Below are 16,138 nucleotides of genomic sequence, written 5' to 3'. Positions count from 1 at the left end.
AGGAGGGTACGTCGCTCAGGCCGCCGCGACCCGGCTGATCGCGAGCGAGACCGCCCCGAGCACCTCGGCCCGGTCGCCGAGCTCGCCGGAGACGACCCGCACGGCCGCGGCCGCGTCCGGCTGGGCGTACCGGTCGACCGAGGCGCGGATGCCGTCTCCGAGTGAGGGCGAGGTGCCGAGCGAGCCGCCGAGGACGACGGCCTCCGGGTTCAGGCTGTTGCACAGGTCGGCGAGCGCCCGCCCGACGGCTCGCCCGGCGTCGCTCAGCACGCGTCGCACGCCGGCGTCACCGGCCAGGTCGAGCTCGAGGACCCGCTCGACCGACAGCTGCTCGTCGTACGCCGGCTGCAGCACCTCCAGCAGCCGCGGGGCGGCCACCAGCGTCTCGAGGCAGCCGCGGTTGCCGCACCGGCAGACCTGGCCGTCCTCGCCGACCTGGACGTGCCCGACCTCACCGGCGATGCCGGTCGCCCCGCGGTGCAGCCGCCCGCCGAGCACGATGCCGGCGCCGAGGCCGCTGGCGACCTTGACGTAGACGACGTCGGCAGCGCCCCGAGCGGCGCCGTGGCCGAGCTCCGCGAGCGCGCCCAGGTTGGCGTCGTTGTCGGCGAAGACCGGGACGCCGAGCCGCCGGTGCAGCTCGTCGGCGGGGGAGAGGTCGCGCCAGCCCGGGAGGATGCCCGTCTGGATCCGCGCCGACCTGCGGTCCAGGGGCGCGGGGACGCACATCCCGACGCCGTGCAGGTCGCTCGTCGCCAGCCCGGCCGCCTCCAGGACGGTGCGCACCATCCGGGCGGCGAGATCGAGGGCGTCGACGCCGTTGTCGTCGACGTCGACCGCGGCGAGCTCCTCGGCGAGCACGGTGCCGCGGTGGTCGGCGACCGCCACCCGGACGTGCCGGTGCCCGACATCGACCCCGGCGACACCACCGCCCGGCGTGCTCAGCGCGACCAGCAGCGGGGGCCGACCGCTGCCGCCCTTGTGCGGCTGACCGCGGTCGGTCGTCTCGACCACCAGCCCCGCGCCGATCAGCTCGCCGACCAGGCTGGACACGGTGGTGCGGGAGAGGCCGGTGCCCCGCGCGAGGTCGGCGCGGCTCATCGGCCCGTCGCTGGACAGCAGCCCGGTGATCGCGCGCCGGTTGCCCTCGCGGAGCCGCTCGAGCGAGCTCGTGGTCGGCATGGACCGACGGTACGACGATTCGTCCGGAAAGTGCACTAATAAGTCGCCCGTTCGCGATCTTTACGCATTGACCCGGACGAATGTCGTTCCTAGCGTGACGGCCATCACTCTTTGAACTCGGCAAGGAGACCTCATGTCCAGCCACCTCTCATCCCCTCGACGGTGGCGCCGCGCCGCGCTCGCCGTCCTCGCCGGCGGAGCCCTCGCCGCCGCGCTGCTGCAGCCCTCCACCCCGGCCGCCGGCGACGACCCGCCGCCGTACCAGGACCCCTCGTTGCCCACCGCCGAGCGGGTCGCCGACCTGCTCGGCCGGATGACCCTGGCCGAGAAGATCGGCCAGATGACCCAGGCCGAGCGCGTCGACATCGACGCCGACCCCTCGCTGATCACCACGAACCGCCTCGGCAGCGTCCTGTCCGGCGGCGGCTCGGTGCCCGCGGGCAACACGCCGGAGGCCTGGGCCGACATGGTCGACCGCTACCAGGAGGCCGCGCTGGCGACCCCGCTCGGCATCCCGCTGATCTACGGCGTCGACTCCGTGCACGGCCACGGCAACCTGCAGGGCGCGACCGTCTTCCCGCACAACATCGGTCTCGGGGCGACCCGCGACCCGGCGCTGGTGCAGACGATCGGCCACATCACGGCCGAGGAGACCCGGGCCAGCGGGCCGCAGTGGGTGTTCGCGCCGTGCATCTGCGTGGCCCGCGACGACCGCTGGGGCCGCACCTACGAGAGCTTCGGCGAGACGCCCGCCCTGGTGACGAAGATGGAGACGGCGATCGACGGGCTGCAGGGCGCGCCGGGACACCTGGCGGACCCCGACCGGGTGTTGGCCACCGCCAAGCACTTCGCGGGTGACGGCCTCACGTCGTACGACGAGTCGGCCGCCGGCACCGGTGCCTACCCGATCGACCAGGGCATCGACCGGGTGACGCGCGCGGAGTTCGACGCGCTCGCGCTCGCGCCGTACATCCCGGCGATCAAGGAGCACCACGTCGGCTCGGTCATGCCGTCGTTCTCGAGCACCGACTTCAACGGCGGCGACACCACCGACGCGGTCAAGATGCACGCGAACCAGGAGCTGCTCACCGGCTGGCTCAAGCAGGAGCAGGGCTTCGAGGGCTTCGTGATCTCCGACTGGCGGGCGATCCGGCAGCTCCCGGGCACCTACGCCGAGCAGGTCGAGGCGTCGGTGAACGCCGGCGTCGACATGTTCATGGAGCCGATCCAGGCACCCAACAACCCCACCGGCTGGGACGAGTTCATCCCGACCCTGACCCAGCTGGTCGACGACGGCGACGTCTCGATGGCACGCATCGACGACGCGGTCTCGCGGATCCTCACCGCGAAGTTCGAGCTCGGCCTCTTCGAGCACCCCATGGTCGACCGCACGCACCTCGCCGACGTGGGCAGCAAGGCCCACCACGCGGTCGCCCGTCGGGCCGCCGCCGAGAGCCAGGTGCTGCTCCGCAACCAGAAGCACGCGCTCCCGCTCGCGGCGAAGCGAGACGTGTACGTCGCGGGCAGCAACGCCGACAACATCGGCAACCAGGCCGGCGGCTGGACGCTGACCTGGCAGGGCGGGTCGACCAACGTGATCCCGGGGACCACGATCCTCGACGGGATCCGGAAGGCCGCGAAGGGCGACGTCGTCTACAGCGCGACCGCCTCGAAGAAGGTGCCGCGGAAGTCGGTCGGTGTCGTGGTCGTCGGCGAGACGCCGTACGCCGAGGGCTTCGGCGACGTGGGCGGCCCGCAGTGGGCCTACGACCCGGGCGACCACGGGGTCCCGCGGCCGGAGCAGACGATGAAGCTCTCGTCCGCCGACACCTCGGCGGTGCAGAAGGTCTGCGCCCGGACGGTGTCGTGCACCGTGCTCGTCGTCTCGGGGCGGCCGATGGTGATCCCGCCGGCGCTGCTGCGCCAGACCGACGCGCTGGTCGCCTCGTGGCTGCCGGGCAGTGAGGGCGCCGGTGTGGCCGACGTGCTCTACGGCCGCCGGCCCTTCACCGGGCGGCTGCCCGTGAGCTGGCCGAGGAGCGTGGCCCAGGAGCCCATCAACGTCGGTGACGCCGGCTACGACCCGCTGTTCGCCTACGGCTTCGGCCTCAGGACCCGCTGACCTCGACCGGCGGACGTCGTGCCCCGGATGCGCCTAGTAGCGTCCGGGGCATGACGGCGCTCAGGTTCTCCGGCCCGGTCCTGCCCGACGGCGTGGTCCGCGACCTCTACGTCGTGGACGGGCGGATCACCCTCGAGCCGGTCGCGGGTGCCGAGCGCGCCGTCGACGGCTGGATCGTCCCCGGGCTCGTCGACGCCCACTGCCACCTCGGCCTGGACGACGACGGCGGGATCTCCGACGAGGAGACCGAGCAGCAGGCGATCGAGGACCGCGACGCCGGTGCGCTCCTGATCCGCGACTGCGGCTCGCCGGTCGACACCGCGTGGATCCACGACCGCGAGGACCTGCCGCGGCTGATCCGCGCCGGGCGACACATCGCGCGCACCAAGCGCTACATCCGCAACTACGCCCACGAGGTCGAGCCCGCCGACCTCGCGTCGTACGTCGCCCAGGAGGCCCGGCGCGGCGACGGCTGGGTGAAGCTGGTCGGTGACTGGATCTCCCGCGACGACGGCGACCTGATGCCGTCGTTCCCACCCGAGGCGTTCGCCGAGGCGATCCGGGTCGCCCACGAGCACGGGGCCAAGGTCACCGCCCACTGCTTCGGCCACGAGGTGCTCGCCGGACTGCTCGAGGCCGGCATCGACTGCATCGAGCACGGCACCGGCCTGGAGATCGACCAGGTCGAGACGATGGCCGCGCGCGGGGTCGCGCTGGTGCCCACGGTGATGCAGCTGGACAAGTTCCCGGGCTACGCCGCGTCCGCCAGCTCGAAGTTCCCCGGCTACACCGCCACCATGACCGATCTCTACGTGCGCCGGCGCGACACGATCATGGCGGCGTACGAGGCCGGGGTCGCGCTCTACGCCGGCTCCGACGGCGGCGGGATCAGCCGGCACGGCAACCTGGCCGGCGAGGTGATCGCCATGACCTCGCTCGGGATCCCGGCGGAGTACGCCCTCGGCGCGGCCTCCTGGCGGGCCCGGGAGTGGCTGGGCTGGAACGCCGGGCTCGACGAGGGCGACCCGGCCGACTTCGTCGTCTACGACGCCAACCCGGTCGAGAACCTCTCGGTCCTGCTCCGCCCGGCCTGCGTGGTGCTGCGCGGGCGCATCGTCGCCTAGCTCCTGACGACGCGCGCGGGCTCCACGTCGTACAGCACGCGCGCGCAGTTGCGCCGCACCAGCTCGGCGGCGACCTCCCCGGTGCGGGTGTCCGTGGCCTGCCGCCAGATCTCGTTGCGCCGGTGGACGGCGCCGTCGAGGAGCACGAACTCCTCGTCACGGGCCACGATCTCGTACGTCGCCGCGAGCGGCCGGTCGACGAGGAGCTCGCCGAGCAGGTCGGGCTCGGCCACGCGGAACCGGACCTGGTAGGTCGCCGTCGTGTCGTTGCGGACGACGAGGTTGTCAGCCGGCCTTCGGGCGCGCCGGCCGGCTCACGAAGAGGATGCCGGTCACGATCAGGATCGCAAGGCCGCAGAGGCCGAGGAAGAGCGGGACGAAGATCGTGGCGAGGATGCCGACCACGAAGCTGCCGATCCGCGGTGCCGGGCCGATCAGGACGACGCCGTCGGAGGCCGTGCAGGTCACCTCGAGGTCGCCCGAGCCCGGGTCGAAGCGCGCGAACCCGGACCAGTCGCCGGAGGGGTCGGACCTGCTGTACTCCGCCGAGACCCGGTGCAGGGGGACCTCCTCGCCCGAGCGCAGGTCGACGATCGTGCACTGCTGGCCGAAGCTGTCCTCGAGCCACAGCATCCGCTCGCCGTCGGTGCCGATGCTCACCCGGTGCGGGTTGCCGTCGGCGTTGATCGAGGCGTCGGTGTCGAGGAAGCCGGACAGGGTCCAGATGAACAGCCCGACCGCCGCGACGACGGCGGCGACGACCAGCGCGCCGCCCACCACGAACCACCAGCCGCTGGGGCGCTTCTTCGGCGGCAGCGGGGGCTGGCCCGGCGGGTAGCCTGACGGCACGGGGTAGGACGGTGGCGGCTGGCTCATGCCCCGACTCTGCCCGATTTCCGCACCGGCCGGTGCCTCTGGCAGACTTACCGGCTGAGTCCTGTGCGCCCGGACCCTCTCACCCGGACGCCGCAGAGCCCATCGAAGGACCCGACCCGGTGCTTTCCCCACCTGGTGACGGATCGTTCAACCACACACATATTCCTGAGGAGACACCACAACCGTGGCCGTCAAGATCCGTTTGAAGCGCCTGGGCAAGGTCCGGGTGCCGCAGTACCGCATCGTCGTCGTCGACTCGCGCAAGAAGCGTGACGGTCGCGTGATCGAGGAGATCGGCAAGTACCACCCCAAGGAGGACCCGTCGTACATCGACGTCGTCTCCGACCGGGCCCAGTACTGGCTCGGTGTCGGCGCACAGCCGTCCGAGGCCGTCGCCAAGATCCTCAAGATCACCGGTGACTTCCAGAAGTTCAAGGGCGTGTCGGGCAGCGAGGGCACCCTGAAGGTCAAGGAGCCCAAGCGCGACAAGCTGGAGATCTTCAACGAGGCCCTCAAGGAGGCCGCGAGCGAGCCCAAGGGTGACGCCGTGACCAAGAAGGCCGCGTCGAAGAAGAAGGCCGAGCCCAAGGCCGAGGAGCCCAAGGCCGAGGAGCCCCAGGCCGAGGAGAAGACCGAGGAGGCGCCCGTCGAGGCCGCCGCCGAGGAGACCCCGGCTCCGGTTCCCGCTGACGAGACCCCGGAGGGCGCGGCCGAGACGGCCGAGGCCGCCGAGACCGTCACCGCTGAGGACGCCGGCAAGAGCGAGGCCTGAGCATGCTGGCCGATGCTCTCGAGCACCTGGTGCGTGGCGTCGTCGACAACCCCGACGACGTGAGCGTGCGCGACAAGCAGCTGCGCCGCGGCTCGATCCTCGAGGTCCGGGTGCACCCCGACGACCTCGGCAAGGTGATCGGGAGGGGCGGCCGTACGGCGAGCGCCTTCCGCACCGTGATCTCCGCCCTGGCGGGTCGCGGTGGCGCCCGGATCGACTTCGTCGACGTGGACCGTCGTCGATAGCGCACAACCGCTTGAATGGGTGTCGCCCTCCGGGGCGGCACCCGTTCTGCATTTGCCCCTGACCTGCCGAGAGGAATCGAGTGGAGACCATCGACGTCGTCGTGGGCCGGATCGGCAAGGCCCACGGCCTGCGCGGTGACGTGACGATCAACGTCCGCACCGACGAGCCCGACCGGCGCTTCGCGCCCGGCTCGGTGCTGGTCGTCGAGGCACCTCCGGGTTCGGCGTCGACGCTGCGGACCGTGACGGTGGCGAGCACCCGGTGGCACTCCTCGGTGCTGCTGGTCCGCTTCGAGGAGATCCCCGACCGCACCGCGGCCGAGGCCGCGCGGGGCCTCACCCTGCTCGCGACGGTCCCGGTCGACGCGTCGCCGGACGACCCCGACGAGTTCTACGACCACCAGTTGGTCGGGATGACGGCGTACGACGTCGACGGCACGCCGCTCGGCGAGGTCACCGGGCTGATCCACGGCGCCCAGGACCTGTTGGCGATCCGGGCCACCGACGGCCGCGACACCCTGGTGCCGTTCGTCAAGGCGCTCGTCCCCGAGGTCGACGTCCCCGGCCGTCGGGTCGTCATCGCCGACCGTCCCGGCCTGGTCGCGCCGCTGGAGGACGACTCCAGGCCATGACTCCTCGTCCCATGGCCTGCTACGCGCCGCCCATCACGCACGCTGGACTGCGTGGTCGTCCGTCGGTGGGCGAACCCGGCCCACCTCCCTCCTCCGCCTTGCCAGCGCACGCGCTGGACGACGCTCGCGACGGCCAAGGACGAGGAGGCAGGACCTGATGCGCATCGACGTCGTCACGATCTTCCCCGACTACCTCGCCCCGCTCGAGCTGTCGCTCGCGGGCAAGGCGCGTGACAAGGGCCTGATCGACGTCCGGGTGCACGACCTGCGGTCCTGGACCCATGACAGGCACCACACCGTCGACGACACGCCGTACGGCGGCGGCGCGGGCATGGTCATGAAGCCCGAGCCGTGGGGCGAGGCGCTCGACGCGCTGATCGGCGAGGACCGTCCCACCGTCGTGTTCACCACCCCGTCGGGGCAGCCGTTCACCCAGGCGGTCGCCCGCGAGCTCGCCACCCGCGACCGCATCGTCTTCGCCTGCGGGCGCTACGAGGGCATCGACCAGCGGGTGCTCGACGACGTGGCGACCCGCGCCGAGGTCCGCGAGATCTCCCTCGGTGACTACGTGCTGAACGGGGGAGAGGTGGCCGCGCTCGCGATCACCGAGGCCGTGGTCCGGCTGGTGCCGGGCTTCATGGGCAACGCCGAGTCGCTGGTCGAGGAGTCGCACGAGGACGGTCTGCTGGAGTACCCCGTCTACACCAAGCCCGCCTCGTGGCGCGGCCACGACGTACCCCCGGTGCTGCTGTCGGGCGACCACGCGGCGATCGCCGCCTGGCGCCGCGAGCAGTCCGTACGACGCACCGCCGAGCGCCGGCCCGACCTCGTCCACCCGTCGGTGCTGCTCGACGACGTCGAGATCCGCCTGGTCGAGCCGTCCGACGCCGGCGAGCTCTTCGTGCTCCAGCGGGCCTGCTGGGTGCAGGAGGAGCAGGACAACCCCGGTGTCCGGATCCCCGCCCTGCACGAGTCGTACGACGACGTCCGCGCCTGGACCGCCCGCGACACCGTCCTGGTGGCGCGCTCGGGCGGGCGCCTCGTGGGGGCCGTGCGGGCGTCGCTGCACGACGCCGAGACCTGGGACATCGGCCGGCTGATGGTCGCCCCCGACCTGTCCGGCCGCGGCGTGGGGCGCATGCTGCTCGCGCGTATCGAAGCGGCCGCGCCGCCGGGCGTCACGACGTACTCCCTCTTCACCGGCGCCGGGAGCCTGCGCAACCAGCGGATCTACAAGAAGGCGGGCTACCGGCTGCGCGGCGAGGTCGAGCCCGGCGTGGTCCGGATGACCAAGCGCGCCTGAATTCACGGAGCCGGTCTCGCCTGTGGCAGACTTGTTCCTCGGCTCAGTCGGCCAAACAAGGATCGCCCCGCGGACACGTCCGCGGAGGATCCGCACCAGTCCCTGCCACAGGGGGGACATGGCGCCGCCGGCCAGCACCTGCTGGGCCTCCATCTGAAAGATCCCCGTACCGCGCCTGACCTGTGGCACTCGCGAGGAGAACATCATGAGCAACGTCATCGCCGATCTCGGCACCGCGCTCAAGCGCGACGACGTCCCGGCCTTCCGCGCCGGCGACACCATCAAGGTCCACGTGAAGGTCGTCGAGGGCAGCCGCTCCCGTGTCCAGATCTTCCAGGGCGTGGTCATCCGCGTGCAGGGCTCCGGCATCGGCCGCAGCTTCACCGTCCGCAAGGTCTCCTTCGGCGTCGGTGTCGAGCGCACCTTCCCGCTGCACTCCCCGATCTTCGAGCAGATCGAGGTCGTGACCCGCGGTGACGTCCGCCGCGCCAAGCTCTACTACCTGCGCAACCTCCGCGGCAAGGCCGCGAAGATCAAGGAGCGCCGCGAGGCCTGAGGGTTTTCTCAGGCATCGTCGTTACTCTCTGCGCGTGAGCACCCCAGGAAACCGCGGGATTCCCCCGCTTCGCTCCTCCAACCCGCGTTTCCCCGGGGACCCCGCATGACTTCCGAAGACCGCGACCCGACCGTCGTCGCTGAACCCGACGGGCCGGTGTCGCGGTCTTCGCACGCCGAGACCACGGTGGACGGACCGAAGAAGAAGCACCTGCCGATCTGGCAGGAGACCGCCCTGCTGCTGGGCATCGCCCTGGTGCTGGCGATCGTGATCAAGGCGCTGTTCGTCCAGGCCTTCTACATCCCGTCGCAGTCGATGGAGCCCGGGCTGGTCAAGAACGACCGGATCCTGGTGCAGAAGATGTCGTACTGGTTCGGCGGCAGCCCCGAGCGCGGCGACGTCGTGGTGTTCAAGGACCCCGGCGGCTGGCTGAGCGCCGAGGAGTCGGCCGGCCCGACCAACGGCGTCGCGCAGGTCCTCTCCAAGATCGGCCTCTACCCGTCGGGCGGGCACCTCGTGAAGCGCGTGATCGGCGTCGCCGGCGACACTGTCAAGTGCTGCGACAGCCAGGGCCGGATCTCCGTGAACGGCCAGCCGCTCGACGAGAAGGACTACGCACGCCTCGGCGGCGCCGAGTGCTACGGCCCGATGGTCGCGAACTGCAACTGGCAGGTCGGCCCGGTGCCCGACGGGCACATCTTCGTGATGGGCGACAACCGCAACAACTCCGCCGACTCCACGGTGCACATGTGCCTGAAGACCGACAAGGACTGCACCAAGAACCCGTACGTCGACGTCGACGACGTCGTCGGCAAGGTCTTCGTGCTGCTGTGGCCCAGCGACCACTTCACGTTCGTGCACCGCCCGGACACCTTCGCGGACGTGCCCGGCGCGTCCTAGGCACGAACTAGTGTCGACGCTGTGAGTGCCCTTCCGCGTGGATCGACGGTGCGCCGCGACGCCGGCCTCTACGGCTACGAGCGCGCGCTGCGCCGCGAGGGCATCGACCTGATCGCCGGTGTCGACGAGGCCGGCCGGGGCGCCTGCGCCGGTCCGCTGGTCGCGGGTGCGGCGATCCTGCCCGCGGGCCGGGCCGGCATCGTCCCGGGCCTCGCCGACTCCAAGCTGCTCACCGAGAAGGCGCGCGAACGCTGCTACGAGCAGGTCGTGCAGCGGGCACTGGCGTGGTCGGTGGTGTCGATCTCCCACGAGGAGTGCGACCGGCTCGGCATGCACGTCGCCAACGTCGAGGCGCTGCGTCGGGCGGTCGCGCTGCTCGACCTCGCGCCGTCGTACGTCCTCACCGACGGCTTCCCCGTCGACGGCCTGGGTGTGCCCGGCCTGGCCGTCTGGAAGGGCGACCGGGTCGCCGCGTGCATCGCCGCGGCGTCGGTGCTGGCCAAGGTCACCCGCGACCGGATGATGACCGAGCTCGACCGCGAGTGGCCGGCGTACGACTTCAAGACCCACAAGGGCTACATCACCGACGTCCACACCGCCGCGCTCACCGAGCACGGACCGTCGCCGGTCCACCGGATGCGGTTCGTGAACGTACGGCGTGCCGCGGGGCTGGAGCCCCTGGCCCCCGAGGCTGCGGAGATAGAGTCGGTGCCGTGAGCGCCGAGGACCTCGAGAAGTACGAGACCGAGATGGAGCTGACGCTCTACCGCGAGTACCGCGACGTCGTCGGCATCTTCAAGTACGTCGTCGAGACCGACCGCCGGTTCTACCTGTGCAACCAGGTCGACGTGAAGGCGCGCACCGAGGCGGGCGACGTGTTCTTCGAGGTCTCGATGAGCGACGCCTGGGTGTGGGACATGTACCGCCCGGCGAGGTTCGCGAAGAACGTCAAGGTGCTGACGTTCAAGGACGTCAACGTCGAGGAGCTCAGCCCGGCCGAGATCGACCCTCCGAAGGTCTGACTCCCGGTCGACCTTCTGGACCAGACCAGCGGGACGGCACGTCGTCTCGGGGGTAGGACTTCGTCATGAGTGGTGGGGTGGCCCGGCCCGCGCGCAGGGGGGAGCGCGGTGCCGCGGCCGTCGAGTTCGCCCTCGTCGTGCCGTTCCTGCTGCTGCTCGTTTTCGGCATCATCAGCTACGGGTTCATGCTCAGCTTCCGCCAGGGGGTCAGCCAGGGCGCCGCCGAGGGGGCTCGGGCGGCCGCCGTCTCGCCGGCCGGCGACGACGCCGACCGGCTCGCTGCGGCGCGGGACGCGCTGAACGACAGCCTGGACACGTACGGCGTGACCTGCGACGCCAGCGGTGTCCTGCTGCGCGGCGGCACCAGCGTCGGGACCTGTGCGGTGACGATCGCGGCGTGCGCGAACGACGGCGGCGCGCAGTGCGCCAGCCTCACGGTCGACTACCTCTACGACGACCACCCGCTGGTGCCCGGCTTCCCGCTGGTGCCGTTGCCCGACCACCTCGACTACACCGCCGTCGCGCGGGTGAGCTGAGTGCCCCGCCGGGACGAGCGCGGGGCCGTCGTACCCCTGGTCGCGATCCTGCTGACCACCCTGCTCGGCGTCACCGCGCTGACCGTCGACATCGGCGTCCAGCGGGTCGCCCGCGCCGACATGCAGGCACTGGCCGACGTGGTGGCGCTCGACCTGGCCCGCGAGCTGGACGGCCGTGCGGCGTCCGCGATCCTGCCCGGCCTCCAGGCGGCTGCGGACCGCAGCCTGGCCCGCAACGCCGACACGGCCGGCGACGCGGCCTCGGTCGAGCCGGAGCTCGGCACCCTCGACGGCGCGACGTTCGTGCCGGCCGGCGGGGCGACCGTGCCCGACGCGGTGCGGGTGACCGCCACGACCAGCGTCGACTTCTCGTTCCGGCCCGGCAGCGGGGGAGCGGGGCGTACGGCGGTCGCCGCGGCGTCGCCGGTCGCGTGCTTCGCGCTGGGGTCGTACTCCGCGCGGGCCTCGTCGGGGGACTCCACCCTCCTGACGACCTACCTGGGCAAGGCACTCGGCCTCAGCGGCACCGTCGGCGGCTACTCCGGGCTCGCCGCCGTGGACGTCCGCCTCGCCGACCTCGCCTCCGAGCTCGACGCAGGCACCGTCGACGAGCTGCTCGCCACCGGACTCACGGTCAAGGAGCTCTACGTCGCGATCGCCCACGTCCTGCAGCGCAACGGCGACACCGCCGCGGCGACGCTGCTCCAGAGCGTCCAGGCGGCCGTCGGCGTGAACCCCTCGCTGACGATCGACCGGATCGTCGCCATGAAGTCCGGGGACGACGCCGCACTCCTGTCCACCGTCAACGTGCTCGACCTGGTGGTCGCGGCCGCGCACGTGGCGACCGGGGGCAACTTCGTGACGCTCCCGCTGACGACGGAGGTGCCGGGCCTGACCGGCGCCTCGCTCGACCTCCAGGTCGTCGAGCGGCCGCAGATCGCCTGCGGACGCGCCGCCGAGACCGTCGCCCGGACCTCCCAGGTCACGGCGGTGCTGACGGGCACGAACACCGCGGCGCTGACCCTCCCCGACGTCGCGTCGGCGTCGATGACCTCCACGGTGACGGTCCGGCTCTCGCTCGCGGACGCGACCGGCACGATGACCTCGACGGTCTGCGGCGACGGCACCGCGACGAGTCCGGCGAGCATCACGGTGCAGGTGGCGACCCCGTCGTCGCCGGCCTCGGTCGACGCCGGCGTGACGGCAAGCCTCGCGACCACGGCCCTCGCCGGACCTCCGATGACCGTGGCCCTCGACCCGGTCACGCTCCACGGCTCCGGGACGTCGACCACCCAGGACGTGGTGATCGACGTGCCGCCGCGGGCCTTCGACACGGCGTACGCCGCGCACTCGAACGCCGTCGCCCTGCCCGCTCTCTCGGCCAGCGACGTCAGCGGCCCGGGCATGTTGTCGCACGCGACCAAGGCCGCGGTGGCCACGGTGCTCGGCAGCCTCACCACCTCGGTCAACGACGGGCTGCTGTCCGTGCTGAGCGCCGACCTCGGCCTCCATGCCTCCGGCGCGGACGTCTTCGCGCTGCCGACGCCGAGCTGCGCCGGCGTCGCCCTGCGGGGCTGACGGCCCACCACTCGTCCACAGGCCGGCGTCCCGCACGTCTCTCCACACGCCGTCGTCCGCGCCCTGCCCGACGTCCGTGCCGCCGGGAACGCTGGCGGGCCAGGAGGTCGAGGACATGACGAGTTCGACAACAGCCGCGATCAAGCAGGCGCTCGGTGCGTACGGCGAGACCCTGGCCGCGCGACACCTGGTCGAGCAGGGGATGGTCCTGCTCGACCGCAACTGGCGGTGCGAGGCCGGCGAGATCGACCTGGTGCTGCGCGACGGTGACGTGCTGGTCGTCTGCGAGGTGAAGACCCGCAGCAGCGTCCGCTACGGCACGCCCCACGAGGCGGTCACCGACATCAAGGTGGCCCGGCTGCGCCGGCTGGCGACGCGCTGGCTGGAGGACCGGGGAGTCGCGGTCCGCGACGTCCGGATCGACCTGGTCGGCATCGTCCGACCGCGTCGCGGCGCGTCGATCCTCGACCACGTGCGGGGGATCGGCTGATGCCCTTCGCGACCGCCCACACCGTCTCGCTGCACGGCGCCGTCGGGCACCTCATCGACGTGCAGACCGACGTCTCGCCGGGCCAGGTCGGCGTCACGCTCGTCGGCCGTGCCGACACCACGATCAACGAGGCGCGCGACCGCTGCCGGATGGCGATCATCAACAGCGGCCTCGACTGGCCGGCCACCCGGCGGATCACGATCCTGCTGTCGCCGGCAGACCTGATGAAGACCGGCACCCACTTCGACCTCGCCGTCGCGGTCTCGGTGCTGGCGGCGGCCGGCACCGTCCCTGGCGCGTCGCTCGCGGGCACGGCGTTCGTCGGCGAGCTCACGCTCGACGGCAACCTGCGCTCGGTCACGGGGGTGCTGCCGATGGTGCTGGCCGCGGCCGAGCGGGGGATCCGGGCGGTGTTCGTGCCGGAGCCGCAGGCGGCCGAGGCCGCGATGGTCCCCGACATGAGCGTGATCGGGGTCCGCTCCCTGGGCCAGGTGGTGGCGATCCTGCGTGACGAGGAGGTCCCGGACGCGCCGCCGGTCGCGCCGGCGTCCGGTGCCCGGCTGCTCGCCTGGCGGGGCAAGGAGCGTCTCGAGGAGCTCGACCTCGGTGACCTGCTCGGCATCGCCGACGCGCGGTTCGCCGTCGAGGTCGCGGCCGCCGGCGGCCACCACCTGCTGCTCTCCGGGCCGAAGGGGTGTGGCAAGACCAGCCTCGTCGAGCGGATGCCGGGCATCCTGCCGGACCTGAGGCGGGACGAGTCGCTCGAGCTCAGCGCGATCCAGTCGCTCGCGGGCACCCTCGACCCGGACGTCGGGTTCCCGACCCGGCCGCCGTTCTCGGCGCCGCACCACGACGCCAGCAAGGCGAGCCTGATCGGCGGCGGGCTCGGGGTCGTGCGGCCGGGCGAGGTCAGCAAGGCGCACACCGGCGTGCTGTTCCTCGACGAGTTCCCGCTGTTCCGCTCGGACGTGATCGAGGCCCTCCGTCAGCCGCTCGAGAACGGCGACGTCACGATCGCCCGGCGTGACGAGTCGGTCACCCTGCCGGCCCGGGGCATGGTGGTGCTCGCGGCAAACCCGTGCCCTTGCGGCGACTACAGCAACGACGTGCGCCAGAACCGGTGCAGCTGCCGCGAGGTCCAGCGTCGCGACTACCGCAACAAGGTCACCGGTCCGGTCGCCGACCGGGTCGACATCGTGCGGCACCTGCCGCCGCTCCGGAGGCTCGACGGTGCCGCCGACCTCGCGCCGGCCGAGTCCTCCGCGGCGGTGCGGCGGCGCGTGGAAGCCGCCCGTGCCCGACAGGCCGAGCGGTACGCCGAGGCCAGCTGGCGCCTCAACGGCCAGGCGCCGGGCCCGGTGCTGCGCGAGCGCTGGCCGCTCACCAAGGCCGGCCAGCAGGCCGTCGACGCTCAGCTGTACGACGGGAAGCTCAGCCGGCGCGGCGCCACCCGTGTCCACCGGCTCGCCTGGACGGTCGCCGACCTGCGAGGTCTCGACGGTCCCGGTCTCCCCGAGGTCGACACCGCGCTGCGGCTGCGCACCGGCGAACCGCTGCTGCTCTCGATGCTGGAGCGCGCCGGATGAGCGCCGAGTCGGCCGACCGGCTGGCCCGGGCCGCGCTGTCCGCGATCTCGGAGCCGGGCGACCCGCGGCTGGCCGTGCTGGCAGACGAGATGGGAGCCACGGTCCTCTACCGGCAGCTGCTGGAGGAGAGCAACGTCGCCGGTCTCCACACCGACCTCGCGGCCCGGCTGGCCGCAGCCGACCCCGAGCGAGTGCTGACCGATGCGGCCCGCCAGGGCGTCCGCTTCGTGACCCCGTCCGACACCGAGTGGCCGACCCGGCTCGACGACCTCACGTCCGTGGCGCCGATCCAGGAGCGCGGCGGCCCGCCGATCGGGCTCTGGGTGCGCGGGCCGCTGCGGCTCGACCGGCTCGACACGGCAGTCGCCGTCGTCGGCTCGCGCTCCGCCACGACGTACGGCGCCGACGTCGCCGCCGAGATCGCCGCGGTCGTGGGACGCACCGACCGGTGCATCGTGTCCGGCGCCGCGTTCGGCATCGACCAGGCCGCCCACCGCGGAGCGATCGCCGCGGACGGCCCGACCGTCGCCGTGCTCGCCTGCGGAGCCGACCGGGTCTACCCGACCGCGCACCGCCAGCTCCTCGACCACATCGCGGCCGAGGGGGCCGTGGTCTCCGAGACCGCGCCCGGGGGCGCGCCCACCCGGATCCGGTTCCTGTCCCGCAACCGGCTGATCGCCGCCCTGACGGTCGGCACGGTCGTGGTCGAGGCGGCGGTGCGCAGCGGCGCGCTCAACACCGCCAACTGGGCGTCCCGGCTCAACCGCGTGCTCCTCGGGGTGCCCGGACCGGTCACCAGTGCGTCGTCCCAGGGAGTGCACCAGCTGATCCGGACCGGCGCGGCCACCCTGGTCACCTCCGGGGCCGAGGTCCTCGAAGCCGTGGGCGCGGCCGGCGAGCACCTGCTCGAGGTGCCCCGGGGCCGGGAGCTTCCCCGAGACCGGCTGACGCCGCGGCAGCGCCAGGTGCTCGACGCGGTCCCGGTCGCCCACGGGGCGCGCGCCGACTCGATCGCCCGTGCCGCCGGCCTGGGGCTGGTCGAGGTCGGCTCCGCGCTGGTCAAGCTCGAGGAGCGGGGGCTGGTCGAGCTGGACGAGGCCGGGTGGCGGCTCGCCGCGCGCGCTCACACGTGACGGGTGCCGGGGTTCCTAGACTCGACAGGTGAGCGAGCAGGAGGCCCGAGGTGCGGCCGAGAGCGCCGAGCTGCCGGAGCC

At 72.6% G+C, this 16,138-nt stretch carries 18 protein-coding genes; 15 read left to right on the top strand and 3 right to left on the bottom strand.

Features of this window, described 5'->3' with window-relative positions; translation table 11 throughout:
• Positions 1 to 15 precede the first annotated feature (15 nt).
• Positions 16 to 1,182 (bottom strand): ROK family transcriptional regulator, encoded by a 1,167-nt coding sequence (locus PD653B2_RS04565; RefSeq protein WP_085871150.1) that lies wholly within the window; start codon positions 1,180 to 1,182, stop codon positions 16 to 18.
• A 133-nt stretch (positions 1,183 to 1,315) separates the two neighbouring features.
• Here PD653B2_RS04565 and PD653B2_RS04560 point away from each other — a divergent pair, with 133 nt between their 5' ends.
• Both PD653B2_RS04560 and PD653B2_RS04555 read left to right on the top strand, forming a co-directional pair.
• Positions 1,316 to 3,304 (top strand): glycoside hydrolase family 3 protein, encoded by a 1,989-nt coding sequence (locus tag PD653B2_RS04560; protein ID WP_085871149.1) that lies wholly within the window; start codon positions 1,316 to 1,318, stop codon positions 3,302 to 3,304.
• Between the two features lie 50 nt (positions 3,305 to 3,354).
• Positions 3,355 to 4,428 (top strand): amidohydrolase family protein, encoded by a 1,074-nt coding sequence (locus PD653B2_RS04555; protein WP_085871148.1) that lies wholly within the window; start codon positions 3,355 to 3,357, stop codon positions 4,426 to 4,428.
• Here PD653B2_RS04555 and PD653B2_RS04550 read toward each other — a convergent pair.
• Together PD653B2_RS04550 and PD653B2_RS04545 are read right to left on the bottom strand one after the other, a co-directional pair.
• Positions 4,425 to 4,661 (bottom strand): hypothetical protein, encoded by a 237-nt coding sequence (locus PD653B2_RS04550; RefSeq protein ID WP_085871147.1) that lies wholly within the window; start codon positions 4,659 to 4,661, stop codon positions 4,425 to 4,427. The two genes, PD653B2_RS04555 and PD653B2_RS04550, sit on opposite strands and share 4 nt — an antisense overlap.
• A 52-nt stretch (positions 4,662 to 4,713) precedes the next feature.
• The gene (locus PD653B2_RS04545; protein WP_133058941.1) at positions 4,714 to 5,304 is read right to left on the bottom strand and encodes a hypothetical protein; all 591 of its coding nucleotides are present in this window, start codon (positions 5,302 to 5,304) and stop codon (positions 4,714 to 4,716) included.
• A 184-nt stretch (positions 5,305 to 5,488) separates the two neighbouring features.
• On the opposite strand from PD653B2_RS04545, the gene rpsP reads away from it, so the two are divergent.
• From rpsP to dprA, 13 genes are all read left to right on the top strand, one after another.
• Positions 5,489 to 6,076: a 30S ribosomal protein S16 gene (gene rpsP / locus PD653B2_RS04540; protein WP_085871145.1), complete on the top strand. Its 588-nt coding sequence runs from the start codon at positions 5,489 to 5,491 to the stop codon at positions 6,074 to 6,076.
• 2 nt (positions 6,077 to 6,078) lie between these two features.
• Entirely contained in the window at positions 6,079 to 6,321 is a 243-nt protein-coding gene (locus PD653B2_RS04535) for an RNA-binding protein (protein WP_085871144.1), read from the top strand.
• An 80-nt stretch (positions 6,322 to 6,401) separates the two neighbouring features.
• Positions 6,402 to 6,953: a ribosome maturation factor RimM gene (rimM, locus tag PD653B2_RS04530; RefSeq protein WP_085871143.1), complete on the top strand. Its 552-nt coding sequence runs from the start codon at positions 6,402 to 6,404 to the stop codon at positions 6,951 to 6,953.
• 157 nt (positions 6,954 to 7,110) lie between these two features.
• A complete protein-coding gene (gene trmD / locus PD653B2_RS04525; protein WP_085871142.1) occupies positions 7,111 to 8,256 on the top strand; it encodes a tRNA (guanosine(37)-N1)-methyltransferase TrmD in 1,146 nt (381 codons plus the stop codon).
• 205 nt (positions 8,257 to 8,461) lie between these two features.
• On the top strand, positions 8,462 to 8,812 hold the full coding sequence (rplS, locus tag PD653B2_RS04520) for a 50S ribosomal protein L19 (RefSeq protein ID WP_085871141.1): 351 nt from the start codon (positions 8,462 to 8,464) through the stop codon (positions 8,810 to 8,812).
• Between the two features lie 105 nt (positions 8,813 to 8,917).
• Positions 8,918 to 9,712, top strand: a complete 795-nt coding sequence (gene lepB, locus PD653B2_RS04515) for a signal peptidase I (RefSeq protein WP_085871140.1) — start codon at positions 8,918 to 8,920, stop codon at positions 9,710 to 9,712.
• Positions 9,713 to 9,733: 21 nt separating this feature from the next.
• Positions 9,734 to 10,429, top strand: coding sequence for a ribonuclease HII (locus PD653B2_RS04510; protein ID WP_085871139.1), 696 nt, complete (start codon positions 9,734 to 9,736; stop codon positions 10,427 to 10,429).
• Complete coding sequence (locus PD653B2_RS04505; protein ID WP_085871138.1) at positions 10,426 to 10,734, top strand: DUF2469 domain-containing protein; 309 nt, start codon at positions 10,426 to 10,428, stop codon at positions 10,732 to 10,734. Before PD653B2_RS04510 ends, PD653B2_RS04505 begins: the two co-directional genes overlap by 4 nt.
• Before the next feature lie 65 nt (positions 10,735 to 10,799).
• Entirely contained in the window at positions 10,800 to 11,270 is a 471-nt protein-coding gene (locus PD653B2_RS04500; protein WP_085871137.1) for a TadE/TadG family type IV pilus assembly protein, read from the top strand.
• The gene (locus tag PD653B2_RS04495; RefSeq protein WP_085871136.1) at positions 11,271 to 12,848 is read left to right on the top strand and encodes a hypothetical protein; all 1,578 of its coding nucleotides are present in this window, start codon (positions 11,271 to 11,273) and stop codon (positions 12,846 to 12,848) included. It begins immediately after the preceding gene.
• A 115-nt stretch (positions 12,849 to 12,963) separates the two neighbouring features.
• Positions 12,964 to 13,338 carry a YraN family protein gene (locus PD653B2_RS04490; protein WP_085871213.1) on the top strand — a complete coding sequence of 125 codons (375 nt, stop codon included), beginning with the start codon at positions 12,964 to 12,966 and terminating at the stop codon, positions 13,336 to 13,338.
• Positions 13,338 to 14,924: a YifB family Mg chelatase-like AAA ATPase gene (locus PD653B2_RS04485; RefSeq protein WP_085871135.1), complete on the top strand. Its 1,587-nt coding sequence runs from the start codon at positions 13,338 to 13,340 to the stop codon at positions 14,922 to 14,924. Before PD653B2_RS04490 ends, PD653B2_RS04485 begins: the two co-directional genes overlap by 1 nt.
• The gene (gene dprA, locus PD653B2_RS04480; RefSeq protein WP_085871134.1) at positions 14,921 to 16,057 is read left to right on the top strand and encodes a DNA-processing protein DprA; all 1,137 of its coding nucleotides are present in this window, start codon (positions 14,921 to 14,923) and stop codon (positions 16,055 to 16,057) included. Before PD653B2_RS04485 ends, dprA begins: the two co-directional genes overlap by 4 nt.
• Positions 16,058 to 16,138: the final 81 nt, after the last annotated feature.

The sequence above is a fragment of the Nocardioides sp. PD653-B2 genome (assembly GCF_002117935.1).
Taxonomy (GTDB): domain Bacteria; phylum Actinomycetota; class Actinomycetes; order Propionibacteriales; family Nocardioidaceae; genus Nocardioides.
Note: the sequence above shows the minus strand (reverse complement) of the source record. Positions and strands in the feature narration are given on the sequence as shown.